Origin of the sequence: Pseudomonas delhiensis, from assembly GCF_900187975.1 — a bacterium.
Taxonomy (GTDB): Bacteria; Pseudomonadota; Gammaproteobacteria; order Pseudomonadales; family Pseudomonadaceae; genus Pseudomonas; species Pseudomonas delhiensis.
The window spans coordinates 139,990-165,600 of record NZ_FZPC01000001.1; the positions used below are offsets into that span (position 1 = coordinate 139,990).

Genomic DNA, 25,611 nt, shown 5'->3' on the forward strand with positions numbered 1-25,611 from the left:
AAGAAGACCGGCCACACCGGCACCCAAAAATCAGCGAGCTGCCAAGACGGCCCGCACGGAGAGGTCACCCGAAACGGTAACGGCGCCCGGCGCCCCACAGAACGCATGAACGCTTTAAGGAGAAACCCCACATGATCCCCGTCATTCTTTCCGGTGGTAGCGGCTCGCGACTCTGGCCCCTTTCCCGCAAGCTGTATCCCAAGCAGTTCCTGGCCCTGGCCGGCGAGCACACGCTGTTCCAGCAGACCCTCGAGCGCCTGGCCTTCGAAGGCATGGAGCCGCCGCTGGTGGTGAGCAACAAGGAACACCGCTTCATCCTCCAGGAACAGCTGGAGCAGTTGAAGCTCAAGACCCAGGGCATCCTGCTCGAACCCTTCGGCCGCAACACCGCCCCGGCCGTGGCCATCGCCGCCATGAAGCTGGTCGCCGAAGGCCGCGACGAACTGCTGCTGGTGCTCCCGGCCGACCACGTGCTGGAAGACCCCCGCGCCTTCCAGCGCGCCCTGGCCCTGGCCACCGTCGCCGCCGAGAAGGGCGAGATGGTGCTCTTCGGCGTGCCGGCCAGCCGCCCGGAAACCGGCTACGGCTACATCCGCGCCAGCGCCGACGACAAGCTGCCCGACGGTGTCTCGCGGGTCGAGCGCTTCATCGAGAAACCCGACGAGGCCCGCGCCCGCCAGTTCGTCGAGCAAGGCGGGCACTTCTGGAACAGCGGCATGTTCCTGTTCCGCGCCAGCCGCTTCCTGGAAGAACTCAAGCGCCACGACGCCGACATCTACGACACCTGCCTGCTGGCCCTGGAGCGCAGCCAGCACGAGGGCGACCTGGTCAACATCGACCCGGCCACCTTCGAGTGCTGCCCGGACAACTCCATCGACTACGCGGTGATGGAGAAGACCCAGCGCGCCTGCGTGGTGCCCCTGGCCGCCGGCTGGAACGACGTCGGCAGCTGGTCGTCGATCTGGGAAGTGCACGACAAGGACGCCAACGGCAACGTCACCAAGGGCGACGTGCTGGTCCACGACAGCCGCAACTGCCTGGTGCACGGCAACGGCAAGCTGGTCTCGGTGGTCGGCCTGGACGACATCGTGGTGGTGGAAACCAAGGACGCCATGATGATCGCCCACCGCGACCACGTGCAGGACGTGAAGAAGGTGGTCAACGAACTGGACGCCGCCGGCCGCAGCGAAACCCAGAACCACTGCGCCGTCTACCGCCCCTGGGGCAGCTACGACTCGGTGGACATGGGCGGCCGCTTCCAGGTCAAGCACATCACCGTCAAGCCCGGCGCGCAGCTCTCGCTGCAGATGCACCACCACCGCGCCGAGCACTGGATCGTGGTCTCCGGCACCGCCCAGGTGACCTGCGACGACAAGGTGTTCCTGCTCACCGAGAACCAGTCCACCTACATCCCCATCGCCTCGGTGCACCGCCTGGCCAACCCCGGCAAGATCCCGCTGGAGATCATCGAAGTGCAGTCCGGCAGCTACCTGGGCGAAGACGACATCGAACGTCTGGAGGACGTCTACGGTCGAACCGAAGAGAGCGGCATCCGTGCCCAGGTGGTCGCTCGCTAGTTGAAGGACGGCGTCTCCCCCATCGATGCCAATCGCCCCCAGGCCCGGTGCCTGGGGGTTTTTCTTTGTGCGAGGGGAATGCCGTGGGTGGGGCGGCGATGGGTATCGCTTCGCTCACCCCATCCTACGGGGCTGCCTTGCCGGCCACGCCGGGAGGCTCTTCGTAGGAGCGAGCTTGCTCGCGAACCAGCCCCGCAGCGAAGCCGTTCGCGAGCAAGCTCGCTCCTACAAGAAGCCGTGCTCGCCCGGACCTTGTCCGCGATAGCCGGACATATCGGCGCGGATCGCGGATGAGATCCGCTCCTACGCCGCCCCACCCACGCCATTCCCCTGTAGGAGCGCGCCCTGCGCGCGAATCGCGGGCAGGGCCCGCTCCTACAGGTATCCCGGCATCAACTTTCGAGCAGCTCCACGCTCTCCGGCGCGCGGCGCATCAGCACGCGGCCGTGGCGGATGGAATACAGCGCCCTGGTCTGCTGGCGCACCGCCTCGTAGTCGCTGTCCACGCCCAGCACCAGCAGGTTGGCCGGGCGGCCGGCGGCGATGCCGTAGCGCTCGCCCAGGTTCAGCGCGCGGGCGCTGTTGTCGGTGACCAGGTCGAGGCTGCGCTGCAGGTCGTCGAAGCCCATCATGTGGCAGATGTGCAGGCCGGCATCGAGCACCCGCAGGATGTTGCCGTTGCCCAGCGGGTACCAGGGGTCCTTGATCGAATCCTGGCCGAAGCACACGTTCATGCCGGCGCGGTCGATCTCGGCCACGCGGGTCACGCCGCGGCGTTTCGGGAAGCTGTCGAAGCGCCCCTGCAGGTGGATGCTCTCGGTCGGGCAGGAGACGAAGCTGATGCCCGAGCGCCTGAGCAGGCGGAACAGCTTGGAGCAGTAGGCGTTGTCGTAGGAGCCCATGGCCGTGGTGTGGCTGGCGGTGACCCGCGCGCCCATGCCGCGCACCCGCGCCTCTTCGGCGAGCACTTCGAGGAAGCGCGAGTTGGGGTCGTCGGTCTCGTCGCAGTGCACGTCCACCAGGCAGCCGCTGCGCTCGGCCAGGTCCATGAGGAACCTGATCGAGCTGACGCCCTGCTCGCGGGTGTTCTCGAAATGCGGGATGCCGCCGACCACGTCGGCGCCCAGGCGGATGGCCTCCTCCATCAGCGCGCGGCCGCCCTCGTAGGACTCGATGCCCTCCTGCGGGAAGGCGACGATCTGCAGGTCCACCAGGTGCTTGGCCTCCGCCTTCACCTCCAGCATGGCCTTGAGCGCCGCCAGCGAGGGATCGGTGACGTCGACGTGGGTGCGCACGTGCTGGATGCCGTGGGCGGCGAGCATGCGGATGGTGGTGTGGGCGCGGGCCTTGGTGTCTTCGTGCGTGATGGTTTCCTTGCGCTGCGCCCAGCGCTCGATGCCCTCGAACAGGGTGCCGCTCATGTTCCATTCCGGCTCGCCGGCGGTGAGGGTGGCGTCGAGGTGGATGTGCGGCTCCACCAGCGGCGCGATCACCAGTTGCCCGGCGGCGTCGAGGTCCTCGCCGGCGGCGGCGACGCTGGCCGCCTGGGGCAGCACCTCGGCGATGGTCTCGCCCTCGCAGCGGATGGTGAACAGGCCTTCTTGCTTGCGCAGCTTGGCGTTGACGATCTTCATTGTCTTGGCTCCTCGAGCTGGGCGCTGGACGTGCGGCGGATGAGCAGCGCCATGGATGCGTTCAGGCGGAACTGCGGGTCGTCGAGGGACTGGCCGCTCAACGACTCGATGCGCGCGATCCGCTGGTTCAGGGTGTTGCGGTGGATGCCCAGGCGCTGGGCGGCGCGCAGGGCGTTGCCTCCCTCCTGGAGCAGGGCGTCGAGGGTGTCGACCAGCAGCTGCGGCTGCTTGCGCCCCGGCGCCAGCAGGGCGCCGAGGGTGTCGTGGAGGAACTGCTCGATCACCGTGCGATCGGGAATGGCCCGCAGCAGGCGCAGCACGCCCAGCTCGCGGTAGTCGCAGAGGCCGCCCGGCGGGCGCAGCCCCTCGGCCACCTCCAGCGCCTGGCGCGCCTGCAGCAGCGCGCGGGGGAAGTCGGCGCAGTCCGCGGCGGGCGCCGACAGGCCGAGGTAGGCGCGCAATGGCAGCTCCCGCGCCAAAGTCGCCGCCAGGCCCAGCAGGGCATCGCGCCCGCAGGCCTGCTCGCAGTCGGCCAGCAGCAGCACGAACAGGTCGCCCTGGACGAGGGTCGGCAGCGCGTCCGGCAGGTTGCGCTGCCAGTCCTCCAGGCGGTCGAGCAACTGCTGGCGGTACAGCTGCAGGCGGCGCTCGGCCTCCTCCGGGGCGTGCTCGCGGAACAGCCGGTCGATGCCGGCCAGGCGCAGCGCCACCAGGCGCCGTGGCGCCTCCAGCGGCAGCTGCAGGTGCCCGGCGCGGCGGCGGACGATGGCCAGGCTCGGGCAGTCGCCGCTGAGCAGCTGGCCGAGGATGTCGCGCCGCGAGTGCTTCACCTGGGTCATCTGCACCAGGGCCGTGCCGATCAGGTGGGTGACGACGACCATCTTCAGCGCGTAGGGCTGCTCGATCAGCGGCAGGCCCTCGCGCTCGGCCAGTTCCACCAGCGCCTCGGGGATGCGCTGGATGAACTCGTCGCCGGTGAGGATCACCAGCCCGGCGATGCCGCAGGCGACGCCCTCGCGGGCCAGGCGCAGCAGGTTGGCCTCGTCGCGCGGGTGGTTGATGCCGGTGACGAATACCAGCTCGCCCCCCATCACCCACTCGGCGATGCCTTCGTTCTCCGCCACGTAGGACCAGCGCACGCTGCGCCGCAGGTTGCGCGCGCCGGCCCGCAGGGTCAGGCTCTCCAGCCCCGGCAGGCGGAGGATTTCCTCGACGCTCAGGCTCAAGCGCGCGGCTCCGCCACGCCGGCGCGGGCGCGGGCGATTTCGCCGAGCATGATGTAGCAGGCCGCCGAGGCGGCGATGCCCACCAGCGGGGCGATCCACGGCGAGGCGTAGGCCAGCGCCGCGCCCACCGCGTAGGACACCAGGCCGGCGACGTTGAACGCCGGGATGTGCGGGCCGACCAGCGCCGGGTAGTTGCCGCGGTGGCGGTGCCAGAAGTCGGCCATGATCACCCCGCCCAGCGGCGGGATGATCGAGCCCAGCAGCACCAGGAAGGGAATCAGCCACTCGTACATGCCGCCGATGGCCAGGACGATGCCCACCCCCGCGGCGAGCAGCGTCATGCTGCGCCGGCGCTCGCTGCGCACCAGGTGGCAGGCCGCGGCGGAGACGTTGTAGATGGTCGGGCCCTGGATGGTCCACAGGTTCAGGCAGAGCATGACCACCGCGGCGAACGACAGCCCCTGCAGGACCATGACTTCGACGATGTCGGCGTTCTGGTAGACGATGGCGCACCAGGCGCCGGCGACTATCATCAGGCCGTTGCCGACGAGGAAGCTGATGACGCTGGCGGCCACCGCGATGCGCCCGCTGCGCGCCATGCGCGTCCAATTGGTGGCCTGGGTGGCGCCGCTGGCGAAGGTGCCGAAGACCATGGTCACGGCGGCCGAGAAGGTCATGCCGGTGCCCGGCTGCACCGCCAGCAGCCCGGACCAGCCGCCGGCCTTGTGGGTGGCGATGACCATCGAGGCCACCAGCAGCACGAACATCAGCGGCACCGACACCCGCGAGAGCAGGTCCAGGCCCCGGAAGCCGATGATCGCGGTAATGCTGAAGCCCAGGCCGAACAGCACCATCAGCGGAATGGTCAGCCAGCCCGGCAGGGCCAGCATCTTCACCAGCACGATGGCCACGGTGGCGGTGCCCCAGGCGTACCAGCCCAGCTCGGCGAAGCCCAGGAGGAAGTCCGACAGCTTGCTGCCGCGCTCGCCGAAACAGAAGCGCCCCATGAGCACGGTGTTCAGCCCGCTGCGCGAGGCGATCAGGCCCAGGGCGGCGGCGTAGACGGCCAGCAGCGTGTTGCCGACGACGGCGACCCAGAGCATGTCGACGAAGTCGAAGGCCATGCCGATCTTGCCGCCGGCGAACATGGTGCCGGTGAAGAAGGTGAAGCTGAACAGCACCATGGCGATGGGCAGCAGCCCTTTGCGCCCTTCCCTGGGCGTGGCGCTCAGGGGGAATTCACTGGGGGAACTCATGGATGTCTCCGCGAAGTGGTTGGATGTCTGTCGGCCTGGAGCAAGGAGCGGGCCGGAAAGGCCGACGGGGAACGACGCGGAAACCTTTGAGCATGACGAACACCAAGCGATGTTCAGAATGCACACTTCCCAAGGGAAATATGCCGCCGCGTGCCTGCTCAAATGTGCATTATGCGGCTTTTCGAGGCAGAAGGCAGCGCCCGGCGCACCAAATCCGCGCAACCTTGACCCAGGTCGCTAGCGCGGCTCGAAGTCGTTCGAAGACCGGCGGATTTGCTAGGCTGCTGCGCAAGTCCCCGCTGGAAGCGCCCATGTTCTTCGGCATCCTCCTCATCGTCACCTGGATCATCCTCCTCTTGCGCTACCCCGCCCGCGCCCTGCCGATCTCGGCCGCGGCCCTGGTCGGCCTGGGCCTGGTGGCGGCCCTGGCGATCTGGCAGGACAGCCGCGACCAGCGCCGCCTGGAGCGCCTGGAACTGCGCATCCGCTACGCGCCGACGCTGTGCCCGGCCGAGCGCCCGCTGCGCGTCGACCTGAAGAACGGCAGCGACGCGCCGCTGCTGGAGCTGCGCTGGAAGGTCGCCGCCTACCGCCCCGGCGACACCACGGACCTCGCCGAGAACCTCTACGAGGCGCCGCGCTACCGCGGCCCCGGCGCGCTGCTCGGCGGCGATGCCTGGAGCGACTGCCTGCCGCTGCCGGCACTGCGCCCGGGCTACCGCGCCAGCACCCTGGAGTTCCGCGCCGAGCGCATCGAGGGGCGCTTCGGCGATTGAGTTCACCCGCGCGGCGCAATCCGTTAGGGTAGGCGCCGAATACCCATGCCGCCGCGCACGCCAAGGAAAGCCGCCATGCCCCAACCCGTCGCCCTGATCACCGGTTGCTCCAGCGGCATCGGCCGCGCCCTGGCCGAGGCCTTCCGCGGCGCCGGCTACAGCGTCTGGGCCACGGCCCGGCGCGACGAGGACGTGGCCGCCCTGGGCCAGGCCGGCTTCCGCGGTGTGCAGCTGGACGTCGACGACGGCGCCGCCATCGCCCGCCTGGCCGAGCAGCTGCGGCGCGAGGCCGGCGGCCTGGACGTGCTGGTCAACAACGCCGGCTACGGCGCCATGGGCCCGCTGCTGGACGGCGGCGCCGAAGCGTTGCGCCGGCAGTTCGAGACCAACGTCTTCGCCGTGGTCGAGCTGAGCCGCGCCTGCTTCGGGCTGCTGCGCGAGCGCCGTGGGCTGGTGGTGAACATCGGCAGCGTGTCCGGCGTGCTGGTCACCCCCTTCGCCGGCGCCTACTGCGCCTCCAAGGCCGCGCTGCACGCCATCAACGAAGCGCTGCGCCTGGAGCTTTCGCCCTTCGGCATCGGGGTGCTGGAGGTGCAGCCCGGCGCCATCGCCTCCCGCTTCGGCGCCAACGCCAACCGCAACCTGGATGCCCTGGTGGCGGAAGGCTCGCCCTGGTGGCCGCTGCGCGAGTTCATCCGCGCCCGCGCCGGCGCCTCCCAGGACCAGCCCACCCCGGCCGCCGAACTGGCCCGCCAGCTGCTGGCCGCCGTGCAGCGCCAGCCACGCCCGCGCCTGCTGCGCGTCGGTCACGGCAGCCGCGCCCTGCCGCTGCTGGCCCGCTGGCTGCCCACCGCCCTGCTGGACAAGGCCCTGAAGAAACGCTTCGGCCTGGACGGGAGCCTCTAGCCATGCCCATCCGCACCCGCTACTACGCCCTCGCCGGCATCCTCGTCGCCATGGTCCTCAACGTGCTGCTGCGCACCCTGCTGCGCTACGGCCTGGTGCCGGTGAACCTGCTGGTGGCGCTGGCCATCGGCGCCGGCATGGCCTTCTTCTTCGCCCGCCGCGTGGGCCGCCTGCCCAGCGTCGGCGAGCGCTGGCGCCTGCTTGGCTTCTACGCCGCCGGCCTGGCCCTGCTGTACCTGGCGCTGGTGGCCCTGGCCGCCTGGCGCAACCCGCCGGGCCACGCCGCGCTGCTGCTGTACCTGGTGAACTACCTGGTCTACCCGTTGGCCGCCTGGTGGTTCTTCCGCCCGCCGGTGCAGGCGCGCTTCCTGCCCCGCTGATCGCCACGGGGCGCCTTCACGCTTTTTTCACAATCTTTTCATCCGGGCTTTATCGCCCGCCGCCTACTGTCTGCGCTCCGCCAGCCAGGAGGCCGCCATGCGCCGCGCCCTGCCCTTCCCGGCCCTGCGCCGCTGCCTGCTCGCCCTCGCCCTCGCCGCCGGGGCGGCCCACGCCGACGAGCGCCCCGCCGACTGGGCGCAGCCGGTGGACAAGTCGTTCAACCTCTACCGCATGTCGCCCACCCTCTACCGCAGCGCCCTGCCCGACGGCCAGGACCTGCCGCTGCTGCAGCAGCTGGGCGTGCACACGGTGCTGAGCTTCATCAAGGACGACGACAAGGCCTGGACCGGCGCCGCGCCGCTGCAGGTCCTGAGCTTCCCGACCCACGCCGACCGCGTCGACGACGCCGACGTGATCCGCGTGCTCAATCTGCTCCAGGCCGCCCAGCAGCAGGGCCCGGTGCTGATGCACTGCAAGCACGGCAGCGACCGCACCGGGCTGTTTTCCGCCATGTACCGCACGGTGGTCCAGGGCTGGAGCAAGGAAGACGCGCTCAGGGAAATGCGCGAAGGCGGCTTCGGCAGCGCCGACGACATGGCCGACGCCGTCCGGTACGTGCAGAACGCCGACGTCGCCGCCATCCGCCAGGCCATGGCCGAGGGCCGCTGCAGCCCCAGCCCGTTCAGCCTGTGCCACCTGCGCGGGCTGGTGGAGGTGCCGGTGGCCCCGGCGCCGGTGAGCGTCGCCCAGGCCCACCCGGCCAGCTGAAAGCATTCACCTGCCGGCCCGCGGTGCGCTAGGCTGGGGCTTTTCCCCCGCGACAGGCTTGCCATGACCTCCCCACGCTTCAGCGCCGTCACCCACACCCGCCTCATCGACCACGCCGGCCTGGATGCCTTCTGCGCCGGCTACGACGGCTTCATCCTCGACCTCTGGGGCGTGCTGATGGACGGTGCCGAGGTCTTCCCCGGCGCCCTCGCCTGGCTCCGCCGGCGCGCCGCCGAGTGCCGGCCGGTGTGGTTCCTCAGCAACGCCTCGCGCAGCGTCGCGGAAATGGCCGACATCCTGGCGCGCCTGGGCGTGCCGCGCGAGCTGTACACCGGCATCACCACCTCCGGCCAGTTGGCCATCGACGCCATCGAGCACGATGCAGGGCTGCAGGACGGCGGCATCTACATCGCCGGCGTGGGCGATGCCCTGGAAACCTGGCCGAAGCACATCCGCGAGCGCTTCGATGCGGATATCCACAAGGCCAGGGCGATCCTCGGCGTCGGCAGCTTCCCCCAGGGCGAGCTGGAGGCGCGCTTCGAACCGCTGCGCCATGCCCTGGAGCTGCCCTTCCTCTGCGCCAACCCGGACCGCGTGGTGGTCTCCGCCGGGCGCACGGTGTTCGGCGCCGGCCGCCTGGCCGAGGCCTTCGCCGAGGAAGGCGGCGAGGTGCGCTGGTTCGGCAAGCCGGACCCGGCGGCCTTCCGCATCGCCGAACGGCAGCTGCAGGCCCGCGGGGTGCAGAACATCCTGTTCGTCGGCGACTCCCTGGTGACCGACGTGCCCGGCGCCCTGGCCGCGCGCATCGACACCCTCTGGCTGGCGGCCACCGGCATCCACCGCCAGGCCCTGGGCCTGCCCTTCAACGGCGAACTGGATGCGGACAAGGTACAGGCGCTGCTCGACGGCTACGCAGTCCGACCGCACTTCGCGGCGCCCGGGCTGGTCTGAAGCAGGGACGACAGCCGCGGGAAACCGCCTCATGCACGAATTCCTCGACCTGCTGCAATGGCCGGCGATGCTGGTCACGGTACTGGCCGCCTGGCTGGTCGGCTCGCGCGAGCGCCGGCGGCGCAAGCTCGGCTTCTGGACCTTCCTGGCCAGCAACGCCCTGTGGATAGCCTGGGGCCTGCCGGCCAAGGCCTACGCCCTGGTACTGCTGCAGCTGTGCCTGGCGGCGATGAACATCCGCGGCAGCTACAAGAACCGGCGCAAGACGAGCGATGCCTGAGGCAAACGGCGGATAACGCCGTAGGCGTTATGCGCCCTACGCAATGCCCAGCCATGGCGTAGGGCGTATAACCGTTCGCGGTTATACGCCGTTTGACCGTGATTCCAGGCGCGTTCCGGATCCGGCTACGGAGCACCGCCCTACCGGGCGCTGAAGCAATGGCATGGCGCGCTAGGCCGGCACCAGCGTCACCCAGTAGCGGGTGCGGTACAGCGCGCGGACCGGCAGGCTGCGCGAGTCGCGCAGGCCGTAGGCGGCCTGTTCGTCGGCGCCGGCCAGCCCCGAGGCCAGGCGCACGCGCCAGCCGATGGCCTGCTCGACCACGCCGTGTTCCAGCGGCTGCGCCCGGCTCATGGGGAGAGCGCCTGGTCGCAGTGGGCAAAGGCCTGGGCCATGTACTGCTGCACCGAGCTGAGCGACACGCCCAGCTGCCCGGCGATCTGCGGGTAGGTCAGGCCGTCCGGCTGCGACAGCAGGAAGGCGCTGCGCACCTTGGGCCTGAGGCCATCGAGCAGGCGGACGAAGGTGTCCTGGGCCAGGTCGGCGGCCTGCTGGTGGCATTCCAGGCGGCGGTAGAGCCAGCCCAGCAGCCAGTGGTGGTGGCCGGCGTAGAGTTCGCCGACCTGGGAATGGGTGGAAGCGTACGGGGACGACACGGGAGCCCTCTGCGCCAGGTGCGCGTTGCACCGGGGGTGCGCCTGTGAACACCGCTCAAATACGAAGTATTATCATTTACGCAAAGATGCCACGGGCGCGCCATCCCGGCAAGGGGCGGCGATGGATGGAAAGGCATTCCCGAGCCGCGTCGACTCGCAGGATGGGTTGAGCGAAGCGATACCCATCGCCATGGCCACGCACCGCGCCCTTGTAGGAGCGCGCCCTGCGCGCGAATCGCGGGCAGGGCCCGCTCCTACAGGTGTGGGAAAACGCTGGTGCTCACCAACCCTTGAGCTGGTCCCAGCGCCAGTTGCGGAACTGGTAGATCAGCGTGCCCAGCAGGCCGTAGGCGGCGGCCATGCCGAGCAGCACCAGGATGCGGTCGGCAACCGCCGAGAGCGGCAGGTTCATCTGGTTCATCTCCACCACCGCGCGGATCGCCCAGGTGGAGGGGATGCCGTTGGCCAGCCACTGCACCCAGGCCGGCATGGCCTGGGGCGGCCAGGTGAAGCCGGCCATGTAGAACAGCGGCAGGGTGATGAAGGTCATGGTCAGGTACACCGCCTCTTCCGAGGGCAGCAGCTCGGCGAGGAACTCGCTCAGGGCGATCACCGCCAGCAGGAAGGGCAGCACCAGGCCCATGAGCATGAAGAACGAGGCGGTCTGGCGGTAGCCCATCAGCCACGGCCAGATCACGTAGAAGAGCATGCCCAGCACCGTCCAGATCAGCAGCTGCGCGGCATAGCGGCCGAAGCGCGTGGACGGCGGCTGGCGCAGCGAGCGCGGGGTGCCGCCGCGCAGGTTGAGGTTCACCCGGGTGCAGGACAGCAGCAGGCTGTGCTGCAGGATCAGCGTCACCAGCCCCGGCAGGACGATGGCGGCGAAGCTGGTGCCGGGGTTGAACAGGTCGGTGAGCTGGCCCACCACCGGGCTCAGCAGCACCTCGGCCTGGCCCGCGGTGAAGCCGTTGCGCAGCAGCAGCGCGGCGTTGTAGCGCAGCGTCAGTTCGTTGTAGGTGGCGCTGATGTCCTGCTGGATCTGCCCGTTGGCCATGCGGTTGGTGGCGTCGCCGAAGATCGGCACACTCACCGCTTCGCCGCGCAGCACGCGCTTCTCGAAATCCACCGGGAGGATGACGATGCCGAACAGCTTCCGCCAGGCCAGGTCGTGCTGCGCCGTGGGCAGCTCGCTGTAGCTGCGCACGGCGATCTTGGGCGCGGCGTCGAGCAGGCGGATCAGCTCGCGGGAGGCGGCGCTGTGGTCCATGTCGATCACCGCCACCGGCAGGTCGTCCATGGTGCGGTGGGCATAGGGCAAGGTGGTCAGCGCCACCGACAGCACGGTCAGCAGCCACAGCGGCTTGCCCAGCATGTTCTTCAGCGTCTGCCTGAGGACGTTCCAGAAGTTCTCCATGGCGCCTCCTCAGGCCGGGCTCAGGTCGAGGCGCCGGCGCAGGCGCAGCTTGGCGATCATGTAGGCCAGCAGCGGGTAGACCAGCAGCCGGCAGCAGGCGTACAGCCCGGACTCCGGCGGGGCCTGGCGCAGGAACTGGTCGAACAGGCCGTGCAGAGTGTGCGTCAGCGGCTCGGCCAGGCTAATGAAGCGGGCGATCTCGGGCATCGCCAGGTCCGGCAGCAGCACCCCGGAATAGGTCTGCGCCACGCCGATCAGCAGGCCGATCAGCGAATAGGCGCTGAAGCGGTTGGCGGTGAAGATGAACAGCACCAGGCCGACGCTCTGCGCGGCCATCACGTAGCACACGGTGATCGCCAGCATCCACAGCGGGCTGCCGTTGATCTTCGCGCCGTTGAGCGTCACCAGCAGGAACAGCTCCAGCATCAGCAGCGCGCTGAACAGCAGGGTGTAGGGCGCCAGCTTGCCCAGCAGGCGCACGCCCAGGGCGCGGGCGCGCAGGATGTGCGGCGAGGAGGCGCGCAGCTCCGGGGCCTCGCGGGCCAGCACGTGGACGGTGGCGACTATCACGAACAGCTGCAGCAGGTGCACGATGGCGGCGAACTGCTGGTAGTAGATGTAGTTGCCGCTGGCGTTGAACAGGCTCTCGTAGGCCACGCTGACGCTCGCCAGCTTTGGCAGCGCGGCGCCGGCGCCGGCCGCCAGGTAGGGGCGCAGGTCCTGGTTGACGCCGCTGACCAGGCCGCTGAAATCCTGGGTGGAGTAGAAGCCGGCGGAATAGAACAGCGAGTTGTAGTAGAGCACCGCGCGCGGCTGGCGCCCGGCCAGGGCGTCGGCCTCGAAGTCGCGGGGAATGTACAGCAGCGCGTAGTCGTCGGCCGCGCGCAGGCGCCGCAGGCCTTCCTGCAGGCCGCCGCCGAGCACCTCGACCTGGGCGTGGGAGCCGGCGTCCAGCTCGCGCACGACGCGCCGCGACAGGTGGCTGTGGTCGGCGTCGACCACGGCCACCGGCATGTCCAGCAGGGTGCCGGCCTGGTAGATGCCGCTGATCAGGGTGAACAGCAGCAGCGGCCACAGCCAGCCGAGCCAGTGGATGGTCCAGCTGCGTACGGCGATGCGCGTCTCGGTGTTGAACGCCTGGGCGAAACGCAGCAGGTTGCGCCTTACTGCTGCCATTGCCACAGCGCGCTCATCCCCGGGCGCAGGCCCTGCACCGGTTGCAGCGGGTACAGGCGGACCTCGAAGGTCTTCAGGTCGAAGTCGCCGGTGGCGCGGGTGGCGCGCTTGGTGGCGAAGTCGCCCAGCGGGGCGATGTAGCGCACCTCGGCCTCCACCTCGGCGTTATCCAGCGCCGGGATGCGCAGCTTCACCCGGTCGCCCTTGCGCACCTTGGCGAGGATGTCCTCGCGCAGGTTGAACACCAGGTAGCTGTCGGACAGCCGCACCAGGGTCAGCAGCGGGCTGTAGGCGTTGATCAGCTCGCCCTCCTCCGCCGGGATCGGCCCCACCTCGCCATCCACCGGGGCGAGCACCGCCAGGTCGTCGGTCTGCGCCTGCAGCTCGGCGATCTGCGCGTCGGCGCGGCGCACCGCGGCCTGCAGGGCCTGGCGCACTTCCGCGCGGTCGCCGCGCTGGCCCTGGTCGAGGTTGGCCTGGGCCTCGGCCACCTGGTTGCGCGCCACGTCGCGGCCACGCCGGGACAGGTCGAGCTGGGCCTGGGAGACAAAGCCGCGCCCCGCCAGTTCCTCGTTGCGCTGGTACTCCAGGTCGGCGTTGCGCAGCTCGGCCTGGGCCTGCGACAGGCTGGCCTGCAGGGCGCGCAGGGTTTCCTCGCGGGTGCCGTGCAGGGACTCGTCCAGCTGCGCCTGGGCCTGGCTGCGCCCGGCGCGCAGGGAATCCAGCTGGGCCTGCAGCTCCGGGCTGCTCAGGCTGATCAGCAACTGGCCGCGGGTCACGTCGTCGCCCCGCCGCACGTGCAGGTGCTCGACGCGGCCCTTGGCCTTGGAGGCGACTATGACCTCGGTGGCGTCCGCCTCGCCCTGCAGCAGCAGGGGCTGGGTGTGCAGACGCAGGTACAGGGTGATGGAGATGATTACCAGGAGCAGCAGGGGTGCGAACAGCTTCCAGCCCTTCATCGTGCGGGTCTTCCCTCGGCGGCGCGAATTATTCCGATGTTAGTGCATGGCGGCCGCCAAGGGGGCCATTGCCGTTCGAACCGCCGTCAGCGCTCGTCGTCCTGCAGCAGCGCCTGCTCGCCCCTGCCCGAGGGCGCCGAGGGGAAGCGCGAGGAGGCGTAGCGCACCACCAGGATGGCCAGGGCCAGCAGCAACAGGGCCACCGAGACCAGGATGATGCCGTCGTCGGGCACGTGGTTGTGCTGGATGTCGGCGATCATCAGGCGCGTCAGCGCGGTCATCGCCACGTAGATCAGGAAGCGCACCGGCATGTGGTTGGTCTTGAAGTAGATGCCGACCATGGCGCCCAGTTCGAGGTAGATGAACAGCAGCAGGATGTCGTCGATGCTCGCATGGCCCTTCTCGAACATCTCGACGAAGGCCACCGCCGCCGACCAGAACACGGTGCCGCCGATGGCGAACAGCGCCAGGTAGTGGAAGCCCTCCACCAGCAGGTTGCCCAGCGACTCGGCCATTCCGTGCATCTGTTGGCGCATGCGTTCGGCCCATTGCAGTTTCATCCGTCGACTCCTGGTTCGCTGAAGCGATTGTTGGCTTGGTACGTGCAAGACACACGCCATTGACCTCCGGCAGCAATAGCCTGCCGAGGCTGCGGCAATATGAATGCGAACTTTGCTGACGCCTTCCAGTCCATGAAGGGTCACGCCACCACGCAGGCAGGATCGAAGATGGAAAGCCCCTTCCAGGTACTCACCGATGCATTCCAGGCCCAGTTCCGGGTCAATTTCAGCCTCGAACGGCCGGACGGCAGCATCGTCCTGACGCTTTCGACCGAGGCGGGCGTTGCGGCCAAGCGGCTCATCCGCCATGCCCAGCTGCAGGACGCGGAACAGCTGCAACGCCTGATCCAGAGCATCCGCTTCGGTATCGCCATCGAGCAGGGCGACAGCGCCCCGCGCCTGCTGGCGGACATGACCGCCGGCCGCGCCCTGCGCATCGCCTCCTGAAGCCCTCCCCTGCGTGCCCGGCCAGCATGCCGGGTGCCGACGCCCCGCGCCATCCTCCCACCCCGCGCCAACTTGTCGCATGCCCTGCCATGGCCCCGCGTGCCCCGAAGCGGTTCGCCGGCCATACTGGCCTTCTGCAATTTACCTCTTCCCAGGGGCCGGGCTATTGCCTTATGCTTGACTGTATAAATAAACAGTACTTGTTCCCCCCAGACAGCAAGAAGGCATACGAGGTGATGAATGGCCGTCGAAGTGGTGTACCGCAGCAGCCGCGATCCGGAGCGCCTGTTCATGGATAAGGCAGAAGCCGACCGGCACGACAAGATGCTCGAACTGGCGGAGAACCTCGCCGCCGTCCTGCACAAGGCGGTGCCCTCGCTGAACGAGGAGCAGGTGGAGGAAGTCGGCATCTTCATGGCCCGCCACCGCGACACCTTCGCCCGCGCCTTCAAGAACCAGCCCGACGCCCTCGGAGAACTGTTCGCGGAAGGGGAATGAGCACGAAAGGCCTTTCGTAGGGCAATAACGCCCCGGCGTTATCCGCCGTCGCCCCTTGCTCCGCTGCTCCCGGCCAACGGCGTACACCAGCCTGCCGGCCGGATCGCGGACGAATCCGCTCCTACGCCGCCCCACCTTCGGTATTCCCCTGTAGGAGCGGGCCCTGCCCGCGAAATCGCGCGCAGGGCGCGCTCCTACAGGGCGTCTATTCATCCCCCATGCCCGTAGAGAATCCGCTCTGCAAGCATGTCGGCCACCCGCGCCGGCGAGCGGTGGTCGGCCTGGGCGTGGGCGAACACCTCGGTCAGGCGGTTGCCGATCTGCGCCAGGTGCGCGGTGATCGCCGGCAGCTCCTGGCCCTGGTGCTGCAGGGCGACGTAGATCAGCCCGCCGGAATTGATCACGTAGTCCGGCGCGTAGAGGATGCCGCGGGCCTCCAGTTCGTCGGCCACGTCCGGGTGCGCCAGCTGGTTGTTCGCCGCGCCGGCCACCACCGCGCAACGCAGCTGCGCCACCACCGGCGAGCTGAGCACCCCGCCCAGGCCGCAGGGCGCGAGTATGTCACAGGGCGTGGTCAGCAGCGCCTCGTTGGCGATGGGCTGGGCGCCGAACTGTTCCACGGCCAGTTGCACCTTGCCCGGGTCCAGGTCGCTGACCAGCAGCTCGGCGCCGGCCGCGTGCAGGTGCTCGCACAGCGCGAAGCCCACGTGGCCCAGCCCCTGCACGGCGATGCGCAGGTCCTCCAGGTCGTCGCTGCCCAGGCGCGCCTGGGCGCTGGCGCGGATGCCGGCGAACACGCCCAGCGCGGTGTGCGGCGAGGGGTCGCCGCCGCGGGTGGTGCTGGTGACGTGCTCGGTGTGCTGGGCGATGCAGTCCATGTCGGCGCTGGAAGTGCCGCTGTCCACCGCGGTGACGTAGGCCCCGCCGAGGGACTCGATGAAGCGGCCGAAGGCTTCGAACAGCGCGCCGCGGTTGTCCACGTGGGGCGCGCGCAGGATCACCGCCTTGCCGCCGCCCTGGCGCAGGCCGGCCAGGGCCGCCTTGTAGCTCATGCCCTGGGCCAGGCGCGCGGCGTCACGCAGGGCCGCCTCGTCGTTGGGATAGGGCAGGTAGCGGCAGCCACCCAGGGCCGGCCCCAGGCGGGTGCTGTGGATGGCGATGACGGCCCGCAGCCCGGTGGCCGGGTCGTAGGCGAGGTGCAGTTTCTCTAGCCGGGTGGCTTCCATCATGTCGAACATGGCGGCGCTCCCTTGCTGGCGCATGGAAGCCGGCCGACGGCTCCTGCCGCGGCCGGCTCCCTCAGTATAGGCAGAGGCGCCGCGGGCCAGCGGCGCCGCCGACGACCAGCCGCGGCGGCGCTGGACGGAGCCCCGGCGCTGCGGGTAAAACGCAGTATCAGCCGGAGAACGCCATGGACCCGCGCCAAGCCTGCCTCGCCTGCCTTGCCCAGGAGCCACCAGCGCTGTTCGAGGCGGCCCTGTGGATAGCCGCCGAGCACGAGCCGTACCTGCCGCCCGCGCAGTCCCTGCGCGTGCTCGACGAGCTGGAGCGGCAACTGCAGGCGACGCTGCCGGTGGCCACCAGCGACACCGAGCAGGCCCAGCTGCTGTTGCGCCGGCTGAACGAGCTGGGCTTCGCCGAGGACGACAACGTGCCCCTGCTGGCCCGCGCCGCCCTGTTGTCCCAGGTCCTGCAGCGGCGCCGCGGGCAGCCGCTGTCGCTGGCGCTGGTCGCCCTGGAGCTGGCGCGCCGCCTGGGCATCGCCCTGCAGGGGGTGAACTTCCCCGCGCGCTTCCTGCTGCGCGTGCCCGGCGCCGACCACCTGCTCGATCCCGCCACCGGCCGCCGCCTCTACCCCCGCGACTGCCGCGACCTGCTGGCCCGCCACCTGGGCCCGAACGTGGAGCTGAGCGCCGCCTTCCTGCGCAGCGCCGAGCCGCGCGAGATGCTCCAGCGCCTGTCGCGCAACCTGCGCCAACTACACCAGGCCGCCGGCGAACACCTGGCCGCCCTGAAGGATGCCCAGCGCGTGCTGGAACTGGGCGCGGCCAACGCCGCCGACCACCTGGCCCGCGCCGACCTCTACCACCAGTTGGAATGCCCCCAGGCCGAGCGCTACGACCTGGAACGCGCCCTGCTGCTGAGCGACGACCCGGCCGAGCAACTGCGCCTGGGCCAGCGCATCGAGGCGATCGCGGTGCAGAAGAAGGCATTGCACTGAAGCGAGCAATCGCATAGGTTGTCATTTGACAACCTACCGACGCTTTCCTAGGCTGGAGAAGCCCATGCCTCGCAAGAAGCATCCCGACAAGGACGTGGAAAAGGCGCTGCAATATGCGGAAAGCGCGGGCTGGACGGTCATCGAGGGCGGTGGCCACGCGTGGGGCAAGCTGCGCTGCCCCTTCAACGCCAACGATTGCCGCTGCGGCATCCATTGCACGACCTGCATCTGGAGCACACCCAAGAACCCCGGCAACCATGCCAGGCAGGTCCGCCGAGTGGTGGACAACTGCACTGGCGGAATGACGGAAACGGCGAAAGCGGCCGAATCGGCAACGGATTCTTCCGAGACCTGAAGCGATGGAATTCGAATTCACCCTCAAGTTCAAGATCGACGCACAGACCGACGCGCAGTTCGATGAGATCGTCGAGCGCCTGGGCGCCGAAGGCTGCACCGACGCGTTCGTCGGCACGGGCATCCCGGGCCTGCTCGGCCTGGACTTCATCCGCGAAGCCAGCAGCGCCGAAGTCGCCATCGTCTCCGCCATCAAGGACGTGCAGCGGGCCGTCCCGGGCGCATCGCTGGTGGAAGTGTCCCCCGACTACGTGGGCCTGAGCGACGTCGCCAGCAAGCTCAGCGTTTCCCGGCAGTACATGCTCAAGCTCAGGAACAAGTACCAGGGCGCCTTCCCGGCCCCGGCCCATGGAGGCTCGACGCTCATCTGGCACCTGGCCGACATCCTCAAGTTCCTTTCCAGCAGCAGCATCATGCGCATCGCGCCCGAGGAAATCGAACTGGCGAGCGTGGCCGAGGCCATCAATGCCGCGGTGCTCGCCAACAAGGTGTTCGGCAGGCAGGCGCTGAACCACGGCCTGCCGGGCTCGCTGGAACTGTAGGGCGAATAGCCGTTCGCGGTTATCTGCCCTTCACGCCTTCAGCAGCCCCAGCTCCTTGGCCCGGGCCACGGCCTGGGTGCGGCGTTCGACGCCGAGCTTGCCGTTGATGCGCCGGGCGTGGGTCTTCACGGTGTGCAGGGAGATGAACAGCCGCTCGCCGATCTCCAGGTTCGAGCAGCCGCGGGCGATGAGTTCCAGCACCGACAGTTCGCGCAGGCTGAGCAGCGGCGCGGGGCGCTCGCCGGCCTGTTCGGCGAAGCGTTCCGGCAGGTGCCGGCGGGCGTCGTCCAGTATCGCTTCCAGCCCGTGGTGGCGGGCCAGGTGCAGGCCCTCCTGCCAGCAGGCCCGCGCCTGCTCGTCGGCGCCGGCGGCGGCGTGGGCCAGCGCCAGCCCCAGGAGGATCTCGCAGACCAGCGCCATGCGCCCCTGCCGGCGCATGTCCGCCAGCATCGCGCCGAGCCGCTCCAGCGCCTGCGGCACCTGGCCGTCCTGGGCGTCGACCAGGGCCAACTGGCACTCCACCCGCAGCAGCAGGTCCGCCGCCGAGGCCGGTGCGCTGCGGCCATCCTCGCGGTAGCGGCCCAGCACCCGGCTGAAGATTTCCCGCGCCTGGGCGGTGCGCCCCTGGCGCAGGCTCAGGGTGCCGCTGGCCAGCAGCAGCGGGCCGCGGTAGACCGCCTCGGGCACGTGCTGCAGCTGCATCTGCCGCTCGGCTTCGAGCAGGCGGTTGAAGGCGCTGTCGAACAGCCCCTGGCGCGCATCCAGCATCGCCAGGCCGATGTAGCCGTAGATGACGCAGGAGTCGAGGCTGCGGCGGGCGCCGCGCAGGCCCTCCTGCAGCAGCTGGCGCGCCTCGGCCGGGCGTGCCTGGTGGTAGCACAGCCAGCCCAGGCGCAGTTGCGCGCGGCTGGCCACCGGGCAACCGGCCTGGCGTTGCTCGGCCAGGGCGTCGAGCACGCGGCGCAGCAGGGTCTCGGCGCGCAGCAGCTCGCCGCGCTGGGCCAGCAGGTAGGCGTGGTCGATCTCCAGGTAGGCCTCGAAGATGGCGCTGCCCTGGGCGCGGGCCAGCTTGAGGGCGTCGCGGTTGAGCAGGCGCGCCGCGTCCAGGTGGCCGTCGATCAGCGCCACCTGGCCGAGGCCGGACAGGCAGAGCAGGCGCTGCGACCAGGCCTCGTCCGGCAGGTCGTCCAGGGCCGCCTGCAGCAGCGGCCCGGCCTCGCGCTGGCCCCGGGCGTGGGCGAGCATGCCGGCCAGGCCCAGCCACTGCGCCACCAGCGTGCGCTGGCGGGCCGCGCTGGGCATCGGCAGGAAGCGGGCGAAGCGTTCCAGGAGGGCTTCCACCTCGTCCAGGCGCCCGGCGAAGAGCAGCGCCCAGGCGTTGAGGATCAGCAGGCGCGGCGTGCTCGACAGCAGTTCTTCCGGCAGTTCCTCGCGCAGGCGCAGCACCCGGGCGACGTTGTGCCCCTGCAGCAGCTGGTCTTCGGTCAGGCGCTGCAGCAGGCTGGCGGCGACGTCGGGCTGGTCGGCGCGCAGCGCATGCTCGAAGGCGGCGTGGAGGTCGCCCTGCTGGCTGTACCACTGGCAGGCCCGGCGGTGCAGGCCGCAGGGCGAGCCATGGCCCATGTCGGCGAGTTCGCCGGCCAGCAGCGGCGGCAGGCGGTACCAGGCGCCGGCGCCTTCCTCCCGATGCAGGCCGACGCCGCGCTCCAGCAGGGAGTCGAGGATGCCGGGCTGTTCCTCGAAGAGGTATTCGGCCAGGGAGGTGCAGCAACGGGTGAGCCGCGCCAGGTCGCAGAGCACTTCCGCCTGTGGCGCGGGCAGGGCGTCGAGGATTTCCCGCTGCAGGTATTCGCGCAGCAGCGGGCGGCCGGCCTCGGCCAGTTGCCCGGGCGAGGGCGTGCCCGCCTCGGCCGGCCAGCCGAGCAGGCGCAGGCGTACCCCGGCGCACCAGCCATCGGTCTGTTCCAGCAGCGCCAGGCGCAGCTCCTCCGGCCAGTCGCGGCCGTTGCGCAGCAGGAAGGCCTCCAGCTCGGCGGCGTCGAAGCCCAGTTCCGCCTCGCCCAGTTCCAGCAGTTCGCCTTCCAGCAGCAGGCGCGCCAGGTTGCACGCCGGGCGCCGCCGGCTGGCCAGCCACCAGGACACCCAGGGCGAGGCCTGGACCAGCAGGCGGTCGAGGCAGGCGTCCAGCGCGGCATCGGGTTCGCGGGGGTAGTCGTCGAGCATGATCCACAGCGGCTCGCGGCAGTCGCGCAGGCGGCCCGGCACCTCGGCCTCGCCGGCCGGCCCCAGGCCCAGGGCCTCGCCCAGGCGCCGGCACAGGGCCGCGGCGTCGAGCGGTTCGCCGCCCAGCGCCAGCCAGGCGACGCGGGTGCCGGCCGGCGCGGCGCGGGCGCACTCGCCCAGCAGCACGGTCTTGCCGTGCCCCAGGGGGGCGAGCAGCAGGCGCAGGCGGTGCTCCTCGAGCAGCAGGGCCTGGCGCAGGCGTGCGCGCGGCAGGTGCTGCGGGGGCAGGCGGGGTAGCGAGGCGAGCGGGGTGGCAGCGTCGATCATGGGCAGGGGTCCGACCGATCCTGACGTTCGAGACTAGTCAGGGGGCCGCCCCCAGGGAAGGGCTATCAGCCGGATGTATGTAGCGACATATCATCCTTTGGCATTACAGAAGGGTACATGGCCGGCGGCAGCCCTCGCCGCCGCCGGCCATGGCCCGGCTCAGCGCACGCCTTCGTTGCGCAGCGCCGCCGGGGTGTAGTCGGCCATGCTGGCCTTGATGCCGAAGCGGTAGCCGCTCTTCTCTTCGTTGAACAGGCCCAGGGCCAGGTAGCGGCCGGCAATCACGTCGTAGATCACCTCCGGCACGTAGCCGCCGGCCTGGTGCGCGTAGTTGAACATCTGGTGGCCTTCGGAAACGCGCCACAGCTGGCCACGGCCGTCGTAGTGGTCGACCTCGGCGATCTGCCAGCTGTCCTCGTCGATGTACATGTGGCGCTTGGCGTAGATGTGCCGCTCGCCCGGCTTCACGGTGCCCACCACTTCCCACACGCGGTGCAGCTCGTAGCGGGTCAGGTCCTGGTTGAGGTGGCCGGCCTTGACGATGTCGTCGTACTTGTAGGTGGGCAGGCCCAGCTTGTAGCTGTTGTAGGGGATGTACAGCTCCTTCTTGCCCACCAGTTTCCAGTCGTAACGGTCCGGGGCGCCGGAGAACATGTCGAAGTTGTCCGAGGTGCGCAGGCCGTCGGCGGCGGTGCCGGGGCCGTCGTAGGCCACCTGCGGGGCGCGCCGCACGCGGCGTTGGCCGGCGTTGTAGATCCACGCCAGGCGCGGCTCCTTGACCTGGTCGAGGGTCTCGTGGACCAGCAGCACGTTACCGGCCAGGCGCGCCGGCGCCGTTACCGACTGCTTGAAGTACAGGAGGATGTTACTGACCTTGGCGAGGTCGACGTCCCCCATGTTCTGCGGGAAGGCCACGGTCTCCTCGAAGCGGATCGGCGTGTAGCTGCCGTTGGTCTGCGGGGTGACCTGGACCACGGTGCGCGCCAGGTTGCCGCCGCGGTAGCGGGTGATGTGGTTCCACAGCACCTCGACACCGTTCTTCGGCAGCGGGAAGGCGTAGTAGCGGCTCTTGTCGAAGTTGGCCAGGCCGTTGCCGTCGTTGATCGGCTGCACGTTGACCGCGCTGGTCTTCACCGCCTGGTAGATTTCCGCCGGCTGCGAGAAGGTGCGGTGGGTCTTGTACACCGGGATGCGGTAGGTGTCCGGGTAGCGCTTGAACAGCGCCACCTGGCCGTCGGTGAGCTTGTCCTTGTACTGGTCGACGTTCTGCGCGGTGATGGTGAACAGCGGCTTCTCGCCGGCGAAGGGGTCGCTGAGGAAGCCGCGGGCGTCCTCGCTGCCGGCGCTCTTGTCGATGCCGCCGGTCCAGGCCGGGATGCTGCCGTCGGCGTTGCCTTCCTTCTGCGCGCCCATGGGCGTGAGGCTGGTGCCGAGCTTGGCCGCCTCGTCCGCCGACACCGCCGCCATCACGGCACCGGAAAGCAGGCTCAGGGCCAGGGCGCCGCATTGCAGGATTCGTATCTTGTTCATCTTTCCTGTCCTTGACTGGCCGATCAGAAGTTCACGCCGAAGCTGACGGCGATGAAGTCGCGATCGTTGATCGGGTTGTAATCGCCACCGAAGAAATCGGTATAGCTGATGCTGGCGGTATAGGTGTTCTGGTAGTCCGCATCCAGCCCGACGCTGACCGCCTTGGCGCCCTCGCTGAAGTTCGGCCCGTAGCCGTGCACGTCGTGGGACCAGGCCAGGTTCGGCTTGAGGTTGATGCCGGCGATCACGTTGGGGTAGTCGAGGATGCCGCGCAGGCGGTAGCCCCAGCTGCTGGTGGTGTAGAAGCCCTTGTTGTTGCACTCGCCGGGGTTGGCGGCGTTCAGCAGGCCCTGGCACAGGGAGTTGTTGGGCAGCTCGCCGATCCCCCAGATGGAGTCTCGGCCGAAGCGCAGCTCGCTGTCGTCGATGCCGCTGATGTGGTTGTAGCCCACCTCGCCGACCAGGGTCAGGCGCTCGGCGGCCAGCACCTGGTCGAAGAACTGCGTCACGGTCACCTGGGCCTGGGTCACCGGCTTGCGCACGTAGCCGTGGATCACCTCGCCGGCGGTGGGCGTGGCGAAGCCGCTGGCGTAGAGGGGGTTGCCGAACAGCGTGGTCGGGTAGAGCGCGGCCACGGTCAGGTCGGTGCTGTTGAGCTGCAGCGGCATGTTCGGCCGGTAGCTGACCTCGCCGGCCACCGAGGTGCCGCCGATGTTGGTCTGGAAGCTCAGGCCGTAGAGGCGGATGTCTTCCGGGTACTCGATCAGGTACTGCGCGCTGGCCGCGCCGGTGACCGGGTCGGCGGTGGCCAGGCCCTGGCCGGCGACGGTGCTGAAGACCGGGTTGCGGCTGTGGTAGTTCATCACGTACGCGCCGAACTCGGTGTCGTTCAGCTCCGCGGCGTACCAGCGCAGGGCCAGGCCCCACTGGCCGCCGTCGCTCGGCGTGTTGTCGCCGGTGCGCGCCAGGTAGCGGTAGCCGCTGGCCGGGTCGGGGTCGAAGTCGCTGCCGGCGAAGGCCAGCTGGTTGCAGCCGTTGGCGGCGACGTCGGTGGTGGAGAAGAAGGTGCTGCAGTTGTCGACCACCGTCTTCTCCCACTTCAGCTGGTAGAAGCCCTCGGCGGTGAGGCTGTCGGTCAGGCCCTGGGACATGTAGAACATGCTCACCGGGATCAGGCCTTCCTTGATCTCCGCGCCGGGGCGGCGGAAGGCGGCGACGTCGACCGGGTTGATGCTGTTGATGGAGTTCTGGATGAAGGTGCTCTCGCCCCAGCTCACCACCTGCTTGCCCAGGCGCACGGTGCCGGGCAGGTCGCCGATGCTGTACTTGTGGTAGATGAAGGCGTCGAGCAGCTCGGCGCCGGAGGAACGCGCGCCCATGCTGCGGCCTTCGTCGCTGATGTCGTAGAGCTCGCGGTGCTCGTCCTTCAGCTCGAAGTCGTACCAGTACTTGCCGCGGACGAAGACGCCGGTGTCGCCGTACTTCAGCTCCAGGTCATGGATGCCCTTGAAGATCTTCGAGAAGGTCTCGCCCTTCTTGAAGTTGAGGCGGCCGTCGTCGGACGTCTGCGACGAGGCGCGGCCGCCGTTGCGGGCGCCGACGTATTCCGAGTCGGCGTCGCGCAGCCCCCAGCTGGCCCCCACGGACAGCGTCGAATCGAGCTGCCCCTCGATTTCCCCGATGTTGAACGAGACGGCCCCGGCCTGGGTGGCGCAACCCAGGGCTACAGCGGCGGCCAGCAGTTTCGGTTGGAACGATACGCGCCTTGTTTTTGTTGTCATTCGGCACTCCTGACGGTGTCTAGGCGGCTACACGCTACTCAGCCGGGTGCCGCGCGACCAAGCGCACCAAGGAGGTATTTGCACGTTCAGCCGAAAGAGTGAATCCCCCCCTCTGCGACGGCCCCGGGCGGCCACCATTGACGCCAGGCATGGCCCGTCATGCGGCAGCTGGATGACGTCACCCCCTCCCCCCTACCCGAGCGGGCCGCTCTGCGGCATCCTGTGCGCCATGCAAGCGACCCACCCGACCCCGGCCGACGGCCACCTCACCCCGAGCACCCGCGACGTGGTGCAGCGCTACCACGACAGCTGGAAGCGCCGCGACCTGGACGCGGCGCTAGCGCTCTACCATCCCGAGGTGGAATACAACGACTACTTCCAGAACCGCCGCATGGGCCTGGCGGACCTGCGCGAGTACGTCACACAGACCATGCCCAGCCGCCCGGACGAGTTCCTCGACCACATCGACCGCATCCGCGTGGACGGCGACACGGCCTTCATCCAGTACCGCACCGCCATCACCCTCAGCGGGCGCCTGGCGGTGTTCCACTCCAGCGAAGCCATCAGCGTGCGCGACGGGCTGATCTGGCGCATCAACGAATACGCCACCCTGGTCCGCGAGGACGCGCCGGGCGCCGGGCGCGCCGCCGCCGACAGCCGCCCGCCGGCCAGCCGCCTGGGCCTGTCGCCGCGCCAGCTCAGCCAACTGGCCGGCGACCTGGAGGAATACTTCCACAAGGCACAGCCGTACCTGGCGCCGGACCTGGACCTGTCCCAGGTGGCCGGCGCCACCGGCTACACGCGCAACCAGATTTCCTACCTGCTCAACCAGGTGATGGGCCTGAGCTTCTACCAGTACGTCAACCAGAAGCGCCTGCAGCACCTGCTGGAGCAACTGCGCCCGGCCACCTCGGCGCGCATCGACGAGCTGGCCTTCTCGGCCGGCTTCAACTCGCTGTCGGCTTTCTACCGCTGCTTCCGCCAGCAGACCGGGCTGTCGCCGCGGGAATACCTCAAGCGCATGGAAACCCCGTAACGCCGAGGTGCTCTTCGTAGGAGCGCGCCCTGCGCGCGAATCGCGGGCAGGGCCCGCTCAATCCTCCTGACAACGCCACGCCCCCGGCTTTTCCCCGCGTACCCGCGCGCACGACAGGAATGCCGGGCGCTT

At 69.6% G+C, this 25,611-nt stretch carries 25 protein-coding genes and 1 pseudogene; 13 read left to right on the forward strand and 13 right to left on the reverse strand.

Annotation, left to right across the window (positions count from 1 at the left end):
• Positions 1-131 precede the first annotated feature (131 nt).
• Entirely contained in the window at positions 132-1,577 is a 1,446-nt protein-coding gene (locus CHC02_RS00625) for a mannose-1-phosphate guanylyltransferase/mannose-6-phosphate isomerase (RefSeq protein ID WP_089389586.1), read from the forward strand.
• 392 nt (positions 1,578-1,969) lie between these two features.
• Here the strand turns inward: CHC02_RS00625 and codA are convergent, their stop codons facing one another.
• Genes codA through codB form a run of 3 tightly spaced genes read right to left on the reverse strand, consistent with a single transcriptional unit; the run spans position 1,970 to position 5,693 of the window.
• Entirely contained in the window at positions 1,970-3,211 is a 1,242-nt protein-coding gene (codA, locus tag CHC02_RS00630; RefSeq protein ID WP_089389587.1) for a cytosine deaminase, read from the reverse strand.
• On the reverse strand, positions 3,208-4,437 hold the full coding sequence (locus CHC02_RS00635) for a PucR family transcriptional regulator (RefSeq protein ID WP_089389588.1): 1,230 nt from the start codon (positions 4,435-4,437) through the stop codon (positions 3,208-3,210). Before CHC02_RS00635 ends, codA begins: the two co-directional genes overlap by 4 nt.
• Positions 4,434-5,693, reverse strand: a complete 1,260-nt coding sequence (codB, locus tag CHC02_RS00640; RefSeq protein WP_089389589.1) for a cytosine permease — start codon at positions 5,691-5,693, stop codon at positions 4,434-4,436. Before codB ends, CHC02_RS00635 begins: the two co-directional genes overlap by 4 nt.
• A 311-nt stretch (positions 5,694-6,004) precedes the next feature.
• Between codB and CHC02_RS00645 the strand changes: the two genes are divergently transcribed.
• The 6 genes from CHC02_RS00645 (at position 6,005) to CHC02_RS00670 (ending at position 9,755) form a co-directional block, all read left to right on the forward strand.
• Entirely contained in the window at positions 6,005-6,469 is a 465-nt protein-coding gene (locus CHC02_RS00645; RefSeq protein ID WP_089389590.1) for a multidrug transporter, read from the forward strand.
• Positions 6,470-6,544: 75 nt separating this feature from the next.
• Positions 6,545-7,375, forward strand: a complete 831-nt coding sequence (locus CHC02_RS00650) for an SDR family oxidoreductase (RefSeq protein ID WP_089389591.1) — start codon at positions 6,545-6,547, stop codon at positions 7,373-7,375.
• 2 nt (positions 7,376-7,377) lie between these two features.
• Positions 7,378-7,755: a hypothetical protein gene (locus CHC02_RS00655; protein WP_089389592.1), complete on the forward strand. Its 378-nt coding sequence runs from the start codon at positions 7,378-7,380 to the stop codon at positions 7,753-7,755.
• A gap of 97 nt (positions 7,756-7,852) precedes the next feature.
• Positions 7,853-8,524, forward strand: a complete 672-nt coding sequence (locus CHC02_RS00660) for a tyrosine-protein phosphatase (RefSeq protein ID WP_089389593.1) — start codon at positions 7,853-7,855, stop codon at positions 8,522-8,524.
• A gap of 63 nt (positions 8,525-8,587) precedes the next feature.
• Positions 8,588-9,475: a TIGR01459 family HAD-type hydrolase gene (locus tag CHC02_RS00665; protein ID WP_089389594.1), complete on the forward strand. Its 888-nt coding sequence runs from the start codon at positions 8,588-8,590 to the stop codon at positions 9,473-9,475.
• Positions 9,476-9,506: 31 nt separating this feature from the next.
• Positions 9,507-9,755, forward strand: coding sequence for a hypothetical protein (locus CHC02_RS00670; RefSeq protein ID WP_089389595.1), 249 nt, complete (start codon positions 9,507-9,509; stop codon positions 9,753-9,755).
• Between the two features lie 171 nt (positions 9,756-9,926).
• Here the strand turns inward: CHC02_RS00670 and CHC02_RS00675 are convergent, their stop codons facing one another.
• From CHC02_RS00675 to CHC02_RS00700, 6 genes and pseudogenes are all read right to left on the reverse strand, one after another.
• The gene (locus tag CHC02_RS00675) at positions 9,927-10,109 is read right to left on the reverse strand and encodes a hypothetical protein (protein WP_089389596.1); all 183 of its coding nucleotides are present in this window, start codon (positions 10,107-10,109) and stop codon (positions 9,927-9,929) included.
• Positions 10,106-10,411 carry a sigma factor-like helix-turn-helix DNA-binding protein gene (locus tag CHC02_RS00680; protein WP_089389597.1) on the reverse strand — a complete coding sequence of 102 codons (306 nt, stop codon included), beginning with the start codon at positions 10,409-10,411 and terminating at the stop codon, positions 10,106-10,108. The genes CHC02_RS00675 and CHC02_RS00680 overlap by 4 nt, the downstream gene beginning before the upstream one ends.
• Before the next feature lie 280 nt (positions 10,412-10,691).
• Positions 10,692-11,825 carry an ABC transporter permease gene (locus tag CHC02_RS00685; protein WP_089389598.1) on the reverse strand — a complete coding sequence of 378 codons (1,134 nt, stop codon included), beginning with the start codon at positions 11,823-11,825 and terminating at the stop codon, positions 10,692-10,694.
• A gap of 9 nt (positions 11,826-11,834) precedes the next feature.
• Positions 11,835-13,007 (reverse strand): ABC transporter permease, encoded by a 1,173-nt coding sequence (locus tag CHC02_RS00690; protein ID WP_089389599.1) that lies wholly within the window; start codon positions 13,005-13,007, stop codon positions 11,835-11,837.
• On the reverse strand, positions 12,989-13,960 hold the full coding sequence (locus tag CHC02_RS00695) for an HlyD family secretion protein (RefSeq protein ID WP_089389600.1): 972 nt from the start codon (positions 13,958-13,960) through the stop codon (positions 12,989-12,991). Before CHC02_RS00695 ends, CHC02_RS00690 begins: the two co-directional genes overlap by 19 nt.
• Before the next feature lie 28 nt (positions 13,961-13,988).
• Positions 13,989-14,520: pseudogene (locus CHC02_RS00700) on the reverse strand (phosphate-starvation-inducible protein PsiE).
• 168 nt (positions 14,521-14,688) lie between these two features.
• On the opposite strand from CHC02_RS00700, the gene CHC02_RS00705 reads away from it, so the two are divergent.
• Together CHC02_RS00705 and CHC02_RS00710 are read left to right on the forward strand one after the other, a co-directional pair.
• Complete coding sequence (locus tag CHC02_RS00705) at positions 14,689-14,967, forward strand: DUF3509 domain-containing protein (RefSeq protein WP_089389602.1); 279 nt, start codon at positions 14,689-14,691, stop codon at positions 14,965-14,967.
• Between the two features lie 240 nt (positions 14,968-15,207).
• Positions 15,208-15,465 carry a YebG family protein gene (locus tag CHC02_RS00710; protein WP_009616064.1) on the forward strand — a complete coding sequence of 86 codons (258 nt, stop codon included), beginning with the start codon at positions 15,208-15,210 and terminating at the stop codon, positions 15,463-15,465.
• A 209-nt stretch (positions 15,466-15,674) separates the two neighbouring features.
• Here CHC02_RS00710 and CHC02_RS00715 read toward each other — a convergent pair whose 3' ends face one another.
• Positions 15,675-16,703 (reverse strand): Glu/Leu/Phe/Val dehydrogenase family protein, encoded by a 1,029-nt coding sequence (locus CHC02_RS00715; RefSeq protein WP_089389836.1) that lies wholly within the window; start codon positions 16,701-16,703, stop codon positions 15,675-15,677.
• Between the two features lie 173 nt (positions 16,704-16,876).
• Between CHC02_RS00715 and CHC02_RS00720 the strand changes: the two genes are divergently transcribed.
• The 3 genes from CHC02_RS00720 to CHC02_RS00730 all read left to right on the forward strand — a co-directional run bounded on the left by CHC02_RS00720 (position 16,877) and on the right by CHC02_RS00730 (position 18,582).
• Entirely contained in the window at positions 16,877-17,686 is an 810-nt protein-coding gene (locus CHC02_RS00720; protein ID WP_089389603.1) for a SirB1 family protein, read from the forward strand.
• Positions 17,687-17,750: 64 nt separating this feature from the next.
• The gene (locus CHC02_RS00725) at positions 17,751-18,041 is read left to right on the forward strand and encodes a hypothetical protein (protein WP_089389604.1); all 291 of its coding nucleotides are present in this window, start codon (positions 17,751-17,753) and stop codon (positions 18,039-18,041) included.
• Positions 18,042-18,045: 4 nt separating this feature from the next.
• Positions 18,046-18,582, forward strand: coding sequence for a helix-turn-helix transcriptional regulator (locus tag CHC02_RS00730; RefSeq protein WP_089389605.1), 537 nt, complete (start codon positions 18,046-18,048; stop codon positions 18,580-18,582).
• Between the two features lie 30 nt (positions 18,583-18,612).
• On the opposite strand, the gene CHC02_RS00735 is transcribed toward CHC02_RS00730, so the two are convergent.
• From CHC02_RS00735 to CHC02_RS00745, 3 genes are all read right to left on the reverse strand, one after another.
• Positions 18,613-21,132 carry a LuxR C-terminal-related transcriptional regulator gene (locus CHC02_RS00735; protein WP_089389606.1) on the reverse strand — a complete coding sequence of 840 codons (2,520 nt, stop codon included), beginning with the start codon at positions 21,130-21,132 and terminating at the stop codon, positions 18,613-18,615.
• Between the two features lie 159 nt (positions 21,133-21,291).
• Positions 21,292-22,662, reverse strand: coding sequence for a DUF1329 domain-containing protein (locus CHC02_RS00740; protein ID WP_089389607.1), 1,371 nt, complete (start codon positions 22,660-22,662; stop codon positions 21,292-21,294).
• 23 nt (positions 22,663-22,685) lie between these two features.
• Positions 22,686-24,443, reverse strand: a complete 1,758-nt coding sequence (locus tag CHC02_RS00745; protein WP_089389608.1) for a DUF1302 domain-containing protein — start codon at positions 24,441-24,443, stop codon at positions 22,686-22,688.
• A gap of 229 nt (positions 24,444-24,672) precedes the next feature.
• On the opposite strand from CHC02_RS00745, the gene CHC02_RS00750 reads away from it, so the two are divergent.
• The gene (locus CHC02_RS00750) at positions 24,673-25,479 is read left to right on the forward strand and encodes an AraC family transcriptional regulator (RefSeq protein ID WP_244160908.1); all 807 of its coding nucleotides are present in this window, start codon (positions 24,673-24,675) and stop codon (positions 25,477-25,479) included.
• Positions 25,480-25,611 lie beyond the last annotated feature (132 nt).

Excerpts from the sequence above, each read along its gene's own strand:
- CHC02_RS00625 (WP_089389586.1), top strand. The coding sequence starts at position 132 with ATGATCCCCGTCATTCTTTCCGGTGGTAGCGGCTCGCGACTCTGGCCC.
- codA (WP_089389587.1), bottom strand. The coding sequence starts at position 3,211 with ATGAAGATCGTCAACGCCAAGCTGCGCAAGCAAGAAGGCCTGTTCACC.
- codB (WP_089389589.1), bottom strand. The coding sequence starts at position 5,693 with ATGAGTTCCCCCAGTGAATTCCCCCTGAGCGCCACGCCCAGGGAAGGG.
- CHC02_RS00645 (WP_089389590.1), top strand. The coding sequence starts at position 6,005 with ATGTTCTTCGGCATCCTCCTCATCGTCACCTGGATCATCCTCCTCTTG.
- CHC02_RS00650 (WP_089389591.1), top strand. The coding sequence starts at position 6,545 with ATGCCCCAACCCGTCGCCCTGATCACCGGTTGCTCCAGCGGCATCGGC.
- CHC02_RS00655 (WP_089389592.1), top strand. The coding sequence starts at position 7,378 with ATGCCCATCCGCACCCGCTACTACGCCCTCGCCGGCATCCTCGTCGCC.
- CHC02_RS00660 (WP_089389593.1), top strand. The coding sequence starts at position 7,853 with ATGCGCCGCGCCCTGCCCTTCCCGGCCCTGCGCCGCTGCCTGCTCGCC.
- CHC02_RS00665 (WP_089389594.1), top strand. The coding sequence starts at position 8,588 with ATGACCTCCCCACGCTTCAGCGCCGTCACCCACACCCGCCTCATCGAC.
- CHC02_RS00670 (WP_089389595.1), top strand. The coding sequence starts at position 9,507 with ATGCACGAATTCCTCGACCTGCTGCAATGGCCGGCGATGCTGGTCACG.
- CHC02_RS00675 (WP_089389596.1), bottom strand. The coding sequence starts at position 10,109 with ATGAGCCGGGCGCAGCCGCTGGAACACGGCGTGGTCGAGCAGGCCATC.
- CHC02_RS00685 (WP_089389598.1), bottom strand. The coding sequence starts at position 11,825 with ATGGAGAACTTCTGGAACGTCCTCAGGCAGACGCTGAAGAACATGCTG.
- CHC02_RS00695 (WP_089389600.1), bottom strand. The coding sequence starts at position 13,960 with ATGAAGGGCTGGAAGCTGTTCGCACCCCTGCTGCTCCTGGTAATCATC.
- CHC02_RS00705 (WP_089389602.1), top strand. The coding sequence starts at position 14,689 with ATGGAAAGCCCCTTCCAGGTACTCACCGATGCATTCCAGGCCCAGTTC.
- CHC02_RS00710 (WP_009616064.1), top strand. The coding sequence starts at position 15,208 with ATGGCCGTCGAAGTGGTGTACCGCAGCAGCCGCGATCCGGAGCGCCTG.
- CHC02_RS00715 (WP_089389836.1), bottom strand. The coding sequence starts at position 16,703 with ATGTTCGACATGATGGAAGCCACCCGGCTAGAGAAACTGCACCTCGCC.
- CHC02_RS00720 (WP_089389603.1), top strand. The coding sequence starts at position 16,877 with ATGGACCCGCGCCAAGCCTGCCTCGCCTGCCTTGCCCAGGAGCCACCA.
- CHC02_RS00725 (WP_089389604.1), top strand. The coding sequence starts at position 17,751 with ATGCCTCGCAAGAAGCATCCCGACAAGGACGTGGAAAAGGCGCTGCAA.
- CHC02_RS00730 (WP_089389605.1), top strand. The coding sequence starts at position 18,046 with ATGGAATTCGAATTCACCCTCAAGTTCAAGATCGACGCACAGACCGAC.
- CHC02_RS00735 (WP_089389606.1), bottom strand. The coding sequence starts at position 21,132 with ATGATCGACGCTGCCACCCCGCTCGCCTCGCTACCCCGCCTGCCCCCG.
- CHC02_RS00740 (WP_089389607.1), bottom strand. The coding sequence starts at position 22,662 with ATGAACAAGATACGAATCCTGCAATGCGGCGCCCTGGCCCTGAGCCTG.
- CHC02_RS00745 (WP_089389608.1), bottom strand. The coding sequence starts at position 24,443 with ATGACAACAAAAACAAGGCGCGTATCGTTCCAACCGAAACTGCTGGCC.
- CHC02_RS00750 (WP_244160908.1), top strand. The coding sequence starts at position 24,673 with ATGCAAGCGACCCACCCGACCCCGGCCGACGGCCACCTCACCCCGAGC.